We start from the raw sequence: 6,622 nt of genomic DNA on the forward strand, positions 1-6,622 counted from the left end.
CGGCGACCGGCATCACTACAGGACCCACCCACCAACCTTAGGGAGACACCGTGGCACAGGACGTGCTGACCGACCTCAAAAAGGTCCGCAACATCGGCATCATGGCGCATATCGATGCCGGCAAGACCACCACCACCGAGCGCATCCTCTTCTACACGGGCGTCAACCACAAGTTGGGCGAGACCCATGACGGTGCCTCCACCACGGACTGGATGGAGCAGGAGAAGGAACGCGGCATCACCATCACCTCCGCCGCGGTGACCTGCTTCTGGGACGACAACCAGATCAACATCATCGACACCCCGGGTCACGTCGACTTCACCGTCGAGGTGGAGCGCTCCCTGCGCGTGCTCGACGGCGCCGTTGCCGTGTTCGACGGCAAGGAGGGCGTGGAGCCGCAGTCCGAGACCGTGTGGCGCCAGGCTGACAAGTACAACGTGCCCCGCATCTGCTTCGTCAACAAGATGGACAAGCTGGGCGCCGACTTCTACTACACCGTCGACACCATCGTGTCCCGTCTCGGCGCCAAGCCGCTCGTGATGCAGCTGCCGATCGGCTCCGAGAACGACTTCGTCGGCGTGGTGGACCTGCTGACCATGAAGGCGCTCGTCTGGGAGGGCGACTCCAAGGGCGACGTCACCATGGGTGCCGCCTACGAGACCCGCGAGATCCCGGCCGAGCTCCAGGAGAAGGCCGACGAGTACCGTACTCAGCTCATCGAGGCCGTCGCCGACACCTCGGAAGAGCTCATGATGAAGTACCTCGAGGGTGAGGAGATCTCCAACGAGGAGATCGCGGCCGGTGTGCGCCACCTGACCATCAACGCCGAGGCCTACCCGGTCTTCTGTGGTTCCGCGTTCAAGAACCGTGGCGTGCAGCCGATGCTGGACGCCGTGGTGTCCTACCTGCCGAACCCGATGGATGCCGGGGCCATCACCGGCCTCGACGTGAAGGACGAGGAGAAGGAGCTGACCCGCGAGCCCTCGAAGGACGGCCCGTTCTCGGCCCTGGCCTTCAAGATCGCCGCGCACCCGTTCTTCGGTCAGCTGACCTTCATCCGCGTGTACTCCGGACGCCTGAGCCCCGGTGACCAGATCCTGAACTCCACCAAGGGGAAGAAGGAGCGCATCGGCAAGCTGTTCCAGATGCACGCGAACAAGGAGAACCCGGTCGAGGAGGTCGTGGCGGGCCACATCTACGCCGTGATCGGCCTCAAGGACACCACCACCGGTGACACCTTGTGCTCCATCAGTGACCCGATCATCCTCGAGTCCATGTCGTTCCCGGAGCCCGTGATCTCCGTGGCCATCGAGCCGAAGACCAAGGGCGATCAGGAGAAGCTCTCCACCGCCATCCAGAAGCTCGTCGCCGAGGACCCCACGTTCACCGTGAACCTCGACGATGAGACCGGCCAGACCGTCATCGGCGGCATGGGCGAGCTGCACCTGGACGTCTTCGTGGACCGCATGCGCCGCGAGTTCCGGGTTGAGGCCAACGTGGGCAAGCCCCAGGTGGCCTACCGCGAGACCATCAAGAAGAAGGTCGACAAGGTCGACTACACGCACAAGAAGCAGACCGGTGGTTCCGGCCAGTTCGCCAAGGTGCAGATGGCCTTCGAACCGATGGACACCTCCGAGGGCGAGTTCTACGAGTTCGTCAACGCCGTCACCGGTGGCCGCATCCCGCGCGAGTACATCCCCTCCGTGGATGCCGGCATCCAGGACGCCATGCAGTTCGGCATCCTGGCCGGTTACCCGATGGTCGGCGTGAAGGCGACCCTCCTGGACGGTGCCTACCACGATGTCGACTCCTCGGAGATGGCGTTCAAGCTCGCTGGCTCCATGGTCTACAAGGAAGGCATGCGCCGGGCGAACCCGGTCATCCTCGAGCCGCTGATGGCCGTGGAAGTCCGGACCCCGGAGGAGTACATGGGCGATGTCATCGGCGACTTGAACTCCCGCCGTGGCCAGATCCAGTCCATGGAGGACGCACAGGGTGTCAAGGTCGTCAAGGCCAACGTCCCGCTGTCCGAGATGTTCGGCTACATCGGCGACCTGCGGTCCAAGACCCAGGGCCGTGCCGTGTACTCCATGACGTTCGACTCCTACGCCGAGGTCCCCAAGGCCGTGGCCGACGAGATCATCCAGAAGAACAGCGGCGAATAGTCAGCTGTCACAGAACGTGTTCGGAAGGGTGGCGGAACCCCTGGTACACCCAGGGGATCCGCCACCGGACCGGACAGGTGGCCCGTCCGCACTCCGGAGGATGGAACCACCACAGGACGGAAGGTCGGTCCGCGGAACAGGCGGTCCGAGTGGCCTGATCCAGGACCGGTCCTGACGCAATCCGGAGAATTATCACCAGCAGACAGATCGAAGTAGACTTTCCCAAGTTGTCAGCACGCCACCCGCGTCTGAGAAGTCTCTTCAGATGAACAGTTCTAGGAGGAACCTGTGTCGAAGGCAAAGTTCGAGCGGTCGAAGCCGCACGTCAACGTCGGTACCATCGGCCACGTTGACCACGGTAAGACCACGCTGACCGCCGCTATCTCGAAGGTCCTGTACGACAAGTACCCGGACATCAACGAGGCACGCGACTTCGCGACGATTGACTCGGCGCCGGAAGAGCGTCAGCGCGGCATTACCATCAACATCTCCCACGTGGAGTACCAGACCGAGAAGCGCCACTACGCCCACGTGGACGCCCCGGGCCACGCGGACTACATCAAGAACATGATCACCGGTGCTGCCCAGATGGACGGTGCCATCCTCGTGGTCGCCGCCACCGACGGCCCGATGGCCCAGACCCGTGAGCACGTTCTCCTGGCCCGCCAGGTTGGCGTTCCCGCCCTGCTGGTCGCCTTGAACAAGTCCGACATGGTCGAGGACGAGGAGCTCCTGGAGCTCGTCGAGATGGAGGTCCGCGAACTGCTGTCCTCCCAGGAGTTCGACGGCGACGAGGCCCCGGTCATCCGCACCTCCGGCCTGAAGGCCCTCGAGGGCGATGAGAAGTGGGTCAAGTCCGTCGAGGAACTGATGGACGCCGTGGACAACTTCATCCCGGATCCGGTCCGCGACAAGGACAAGCCGTTCCTGATGCCGATCGAGGACGTCTTCACCATCACCGGCCGCGGCACCGTCGTGACCGGCCGCGCCGAGCGTGGCACGCTGAAGATCAACTCCGAGGTCGAGATCGTGGGTATCCGCGACATGCAGAAGACCACGGTCACCGGCATCGAGATGTTCCACAAGCAGCTCGACGAGGCCTGGGCCGGCGAGAACTGTGGCCTGCTGCTTCGCGGTCTGAAGCGCGAGGACGTCGAGCGCGGTCAGGTTGTTGTGGCTCCGGGTTCCATCACCCCCCACACCAACTTCGAGGGCAACGTCTACATCCTGTCCAAGGACGAGGGCGGCCGTCACAACCCGTTCTACTCGAACTACCGCCCGCAGTTCTACTTCCGCACCACCGACGTCACCGGCGTCATCACGCTGCCGGAAGGCACCGAGATGGTCATGCCCGGCGACACCACCGAAATGTCGGTCGAGCTGATCCAGCCGATCGCCATGGAGGACGGCCTCGGCTTCGCCATCCGTGAGGGTGGCCGCACCGTGGGCTCCGGACGCGTCACCAAGATCCTCAAGTGATCTAAGGCGTCAGCCCAGCATCACGTGAGAACCCCTCCGGCTTCGGCCGGAGGGGTTCTCGCCTTTAACCCTGTGGCTGTCCCGACCGGCGCACCAGGACACCGTGCTGTGGAGCGTCACGGCTGTGGACAACCGCGGCTGACCTGCGGTGGCACCGTACGCTGTCGGTGTGGGGATCTTCATAGCGCTGGTCATCGGGCTGGTCGTCGGCGCGGCCGTGGCTCGATTCGCGGTCCGTCGTCGGCTCACCACGTCACCCCATGAGGTGACGGGTGCCTACTCGCGGTCGGACCTCGCCCGCGCGTGGCAGCAGGGGTACGACGCCGGTTCGGCCACGTCTGCCGCCTCGGTAGCACCTACCGTCCCCGCCGGCTCGGCCGGTTCGGCCACCTCTGCCGCCTCGGCAGCACCTGCACCTCCTCACATTCCACCGGCCGGTCAATTCCCTCCCACGCCCCACGACGCTCCGCGCTCCGGCGTCGAGCCGCGCTCCCGCGTGGCTCCCACCTCCGACGTCGCTCCCCGCTTCCCTTCGCCTTCTCCGCCCCCGGGATCACCGACGCCCGGATCAACGCGCCCGGTGCAGGTGCCCGAGGACCAGGCCGCGGAGAAAGAGCGGCGGGACCGGCGCAACGTCAACATCACCCTGTACACCGCGTGCCTCCTTCTGGTGGCCGCTGCCTCCCTGTTCATCGGGGCCGCGCTGCCGGTGACGGCCAGGGTCGCGGGACTGGCCGTCGTCGTGGGCCTGTTCTATGGCGCGGGACTCGTGGTGCACGCGATGAGCCCCACCTTGCGGCCGGCGGCCACCGCCTTCACCGGGACGGGGCTGGCGCTGGTGCCGGTGGCCGGAGTGGCCCTGAATGTGCTTGTCCTGCAGGATGCAACCCTCTCCTGGCTGCTCGCCTCGGCGGTGGGGACCGCCATGATGGTGTTCGCTGCAGTGCGGCTCGACAGCCGGGTCGTGGCCTATCTGTCCGTGCCGTTCCTGCTCAGCACCGTCATGGCCTCCGGTGCCGCAGTGCAGCAGGGCCTGGTGTGGGCTCTCATCGTCTCGATCGGTCTGGCTGTCCTGATGGCGTGGATCTCCGTGGAGGGACCTGGCCGCAACCGCTGGTTGCCGACCGTCCTCCGGGCGGCGGTCGCGCAGACCCATCAATGGATTGTGCCCGGCGTGGTGGTCCTGGGGCTCGTTGCCGGCGTCTGGATCGAGCCGGTGCAGATGTTCCTGCTCCTGTTGTCCGCGTGTGCCTACTACGCGACCGTCGCGGTGATCGGACCGGAGAGATACCGACTGGTTGCCACCTATGCCGTGCGATGCGGGGTCCTGGTGGCGCTCGTCCCGTGGGCGCTCATGCTGGACTGGTCAGCGGACCTCCTTCTGACCTCGCTGGTCGTGTACCTCTGCTTGCAGATCCCGCTGGTGTGGCGCGGAGCCGGCGCCCAGGGATACCTGCCGGTCGGGGTGACGGCGATGGTGGACCACGCCGTCTGCTGGCTGGTGGCCCTGGCCCTGGCGGCCTCATCCCAGTTCGTCGGGCTGGCTGGACCGGCACCCGGTGCGGAAGGCCTGTTGCGGTTGACGCCGGGCATCGGGGTGGCCGCGGCCGTCGTGGTGGCCACGACGGCGGTGTGCTCGCTTCTGTTCCTTCACTCGAACCGCCTGGGCCAGGAGGGGGCACCGGGAGCGGCAAACCTGCTGTGGCAGGTGACGACGCCGGTAGCCCTCACACCGCTGCTGGTGTACCCCGTTGTTCGCACGGGGAGCTACCCCGCAGGCGGTGACGGCCGCGGCTGGAATCTCGAGATCATCCTCCTGGTCACCGTGGCGTTCGAGGCAGTCGCCCTGATCCTGCTGCGGCGCCGCGGCCTGCACCGCCGGATCGACACCCGTCTCATGCCCCACGTCATCGCCGCCTGCGGTGTCGCCCTCGTGTACTTGGCCGCCTCACGCGGGGCGGATCCGTCCGGGGGGACAGCGCTGACCCTGACAGCCCTCGCGGCGGTGCTCTGGGCCACGGTCACCGCCCTGCACCAGGGGCCGCTGACGGTGTCCGGTGGTCTCACGACGGACGCCGAGGGGCGGGTCACCACAGACGAGCCGGCCGACCGGGAGAAGCGGGGCGGCGCAGCGAAGCCGGCTGGTGCGGGGAAGCCATCCGGCACAGAGAGTCCTGCCGCCACAGGGAAGCCAGTCGGCGCGAGGCTGCCGGTGGCGATCTGGTCGGGAGCCAGCCTGCTGGGCGTGCTGCTCCTGCTCACTCCGCCCTTGTCCCAGGGGGGTGTGCTGCTGGGATGGTATCTCCTCGCCGGCATCACGGCAGCGGTGGCCCTCCGGTGGCTGGGAACCGGCGCGCGGTGGACGGCGACGGCGGGCCCCCTCCGCGGCCAGCCCCACGATGCGCTCGGGGACCGGCTGCTCGTCCTCCGTACCATCGTGCTGACCGTGGGCGGCCTGACGCTGTTCACGGGGACCCTCCGCTTTGCCATCGCTGGAGAGACGACAGGTACCTCCCTCAGTGACTCGGATCCCTCCACCGGGGTCTCGTCCTGGCACGTGGTGATCGGACTGGTGCTGCTGACGGGGTGGTTGGTGATGATCGCCGTCGTCACCCGGGGCCGGCTGCCGCAGGCTACCCGCACGGTGGTTCTGCTGGCCGGCCAGGCCTCGTCTGCCGTGCTGGTCTCCACGGTGGTGGATCGGCTCGGAGGCAACGAGTCAGCGGCCCGCGCAGCCGCCGTCGTGGCCTTGGTGGTCGGCCTGGCCCTGCGCGCTCGTGTGGCGCGGCGGTTGCCGGACCCGGACCAGGGCGGGGGAGCGACGGGGTTCCTCACCGCTCCTGCCATGTCCTGGCTGGTGACGGGCGCCGTGATCGTTCTGTGGTTCGTGGAGCTCGCGGCAGGCGAGGGTGACCGCGCCGCGCTCATGGTCATGGCACTGGCCCTGATGGGGGCCGGACTGGTGCTGCGGGTCTCCG

The 6,622-nt window shown here is 67.0% G+C and carries 2 protein-coding genes and 1 pseudogene; all 3 read left to right on the plus strand.

The genetic code is table 11. The features are described 5' to 3' along the window. The first annotated feature begins 50 nt into the window (after positions 1 to 50). Positions 51 to 2,165 carry an elongation factor G gene (gene fusA, locus RUH65_RS08150; protein ID WP_313816851.1) on the plus strand — a complete coding sequence of 705 codons (2,115 nt, stop codon included), beginning with the start codon at positions 51 to 53 and terminating at the stop codon, positions 2,163 to 2,165. Between the two features lie 288 nt (positions 2,166 to 2,453). Then, positions 2,454 to 3,644 carry an elongation factor Tu gene (gene tuf, locus RUH65_RS08155; RefSeq protein ID WP_313816852.1) on the plus strand — a complete coding sequence of 397 codons (1,191 nt, stop codon included), beginning with the start codon at positions 2,454 to 2,456 and terminating at the stop codon, positions 3,642 to 3,644. 169 nt (positions 3,645 to 3,813) lie between these two features. Further along, positions 3,814 to 6,622: pseudogene (locus RUH65_RS08160) on the plus strand (hypothetical protein); the annotation flags it as partial.

Origin of the sequence: Citricoccus sp. (genome assembly GCF_032154715.1) — a bacterium.
Lineage (GTDB): Bacteria > Actinomycetota > Actinomycetes > Actinomycetales > Micrococcaceae > Citricoccus.